This is a genomic window from Streptomyces sp. NPDC005899, from assembly GCF_040629645.1.
In the GTDB taxonomy this organism is placed as follows: Bacteria; Actinomycetota; Actinomycetes; order Streptomycetales; family Streptomycetaceae; genus Streptomyces.
This window is the reverse complement of the sequence record NZ_JBEXWB010000569.1, coordinates 1-2,594: the sequence shown is the minus strand read 5'-3', so window position 1 is coordinate 2,594 and position 2,594 is coordinate 1. Positions and strand designations below refer to the sequence as shown.

The window sequence follows — 2,594 nt, the reverse complement described above, 5'->3', positions numbered from 1 at the left end:
GCGCGCCGCTACAGCTCCATGACCCCGGCGGCCCCGCCGCCGGCCTCGTCGATCCCGGCCGCCCGCAGCAGCGCCGTCTGGCCCGCGTACTGTTCGAGACAGCCGCGCGAACCGCACCGGCATTCGGGCCCCGCCGGATCGACCACCACGTGCCCGATCTCCCCGGCGTATCCGTTCGCCCCGCGCAGCAGCCGGCCGTCGAGGACCAGGGCGCCACCGACACCGATCTCGCCCGTCAGATAGAGGAAGCTGCGCACCGCGTCGAGCCCCCCGAACCACAGCTCCGCCAGTGCGGCCAGATTCGCCTCGTTCTCCGAGCGCACCGGCAGCGGGGGTGTCCCCGGGCGCAGTCTGGCGAGGGCCCCGGCGAACAGTTCCTCCGCCGCCACCTGGTTCCAGCCCAGGTTCGGCGCCTGGCGCACCGAACCGCCCGACACGAGACCCGGCAGCGCGAGTGTGGCCCCGACCGGGTAGAGGTCCTGCTCGCGCGCCGAGTCGAGGGTGCGCGCGGCGATGCCGGCCGCCCTCGCCAGCACGTCCCCGGCCGCCGAGCCGCGGTTGTCCAGGTGCTCGGTCTGCCGGACGCGGCCCGTGCCGGCCAGGTCCACGACGCAGACGGACACGTAGTCGATGTTGATCTCCACGCCGAGCCCGGCCGGGCCGGTGCGCGCGACCTTCAGGGCCGTGCCGGGGCGCCCGGCCTGCCCGCTGAAGGTCTTGCCGGACTCCGTGAGGAAGCCGCTGTCCAGCAACTGCTCGACCAGGGAGGACACCGCGGCCCGGGTGAGTCCCACCCGGGCCGAGACCCCCGCCCTGGTGGCTTCGCCGGCCTCTCCCTCGTCCCGCACCGCGCGCAGCACGAGGCTGAGGTTGTGACGCCGGACGGTGTCCTTGTCCGCCTTGGGCCCCAGGGGGGAGAGGTAGTTCTTCATATCGTCGGCGAGCCTATGCGATGTCCGGGGGCCCGGGACGGGCGGCAGGGGCCCCGGACGTCCGCCGGCGCTACATGTCCGCGGCGTCCACCACCGCGCCGAGGTCGACGAACGTGAATCCGGTCGCCTCCCGGCCGTCCCCGCCGCCGGAGGCGGCGGTCTCGTGCCCGTCCTGGACCACGAGCAGCCCGCGCGGGTAGCGGGAGCCGAGCGGTGCGTTGAGCACGGCCGCGCCGTCGCACTCCTCGCTGCCGTCCAGGTCCGCGGAGGCGCCGGTGACGCGGAACCCGCCCTCGTACTCGTTGTCCTCGGACACCTCGCGGTCGTAGAGGGCGAAGGTGCTGTCACCCTGGCTGGACGCCATGAGGTAGCCGTCCCCGTCGGGCTCCTGGAACAGGGTCAGGCCCTCGACGTCCGCCGCCACCCGCCTGCCGCCGAAACCGGGGTCGGCGCCGGCCTCGCACTCCTCGGTCCGCGGGTCGTACGTCCCCGGGATTCCGTACTCGCGCACCTTGTCCACCAGGACCGGCTTGCCGTCCAGGGCCGCCGGGAGCCGCCAGATGCCGACGTCCTCCTGACCGGCGTAGAGGGTGCCGTCGGCCGGGTCCACGACCATGCCCTCCACCTGCGGGCCCTCGCCCGGCTCACCGCACGGGGTCCAGGAGGTGCCGTCCGGGAGCCGGAAGGACGAGGGGAGCGCGAGCGTGCGCACCCGGCGGTAGCCGACCGTGCCCGAGGCCGTCGGCCGCAGCTCCAGCAGGGCGAGCTCGGTGGTGTTGCGCCGGCTGACGACGGCGTAGGAACGCCCCGTGGCACGGTCCTGCCAGGTGGCCAGCCCGTACGCGGTCCGCTGCTCGTTGATCTCCTCCTGACCGGACGAGAACACCGGGGCGGCGGCGGGGTCCGTGACGTCCTTCAGCGGCCCGCCGGGCTGGGAGGGGTCGATGCGGTAGACGCGGAGCCGGTCGTTGCCCCGGTCGCTCACCACGGCCACGTCCGACCGGCCCGCCGGGGTCCGGAGCCCGGTGACCAGGTCGACGTTGTTGAAACGGCCGGGGGCGTCGTCCTCGGAGGCGGCCGCCGGTGCGGGGACCGACTGGACGAGGCGCGCGTCCAGGTCGTAGACCCGGAGCCCGCCCTCCTTGGCGGTCGCCACGACCAGGCTGCGGCCCGGGGCGGCGGCGTCGCGCCAGATCGCCGGGTCGTCGGCGTTGGCGTTGCCACCCGCCTCGTCGTCGTACAGGGCCGCCGTCTCGGCCGTCGCCGGTACGGACGGCAGGGTCCGTGCGTGCGCGGGGGAGAGCGGGACGAGGGTGATCATCGCCGCTCCGAGGAGGGCGGTGGCCGCGAGGCGCGAGGACCGGTGCGTGCGCACGAATGCTTCCTGTCGTTCGGGGACATGTGCATGACTCGCCCCGAAGTGTCGGGCCGTCGCGCGGTGTTCAGGTGTCGTCGTGGTGAGGGGGGCATGGGCACCGGGTGAATTCCCGCCCGTTCCCGGCGTCGCGTGTGCCGCCTGCGTCGCGGTGCGAGGCGGGCGGGGCGGACGCCCGGGCCGTGCACCCGTCGCGGCGGGAGGAGCGGGGCCCAGGGGCTTCGAAGGCAGTGCACGCGTCCCCGGGCTCCGCGTGGCGCCGGTGCGCGGCCCGAGGGCCGCGCACC

At 75.1% G+C, this 2,594-nt stretch carries 1 protein-coding gene and 1 pseudogene; both read right to left on the bottom strand.

What is annotated here, in order from left to right:
- Positions 1–11 precede the first annotated feature (11 nt).
- Positions 12–932, bottom strand: a pseudogene (locus tag ABZ371_RS31510) (ROK family protein); the annotation flags it as partial.
- 70 nt (positions 933–1,002) lie between these two features.
- On the bottom strand, positions 1,003–2,307 hold the full coding sequence (locus tag ABZ371_RS31505) for a phytase (protein WP_358686118.1): 1,305 nt from the start codon (positions 2,305–2,307) through the stop codon (positions 1,003–1,005).
- Positions 2,308–2,594 lie beyond the last annotated feature (287 nt).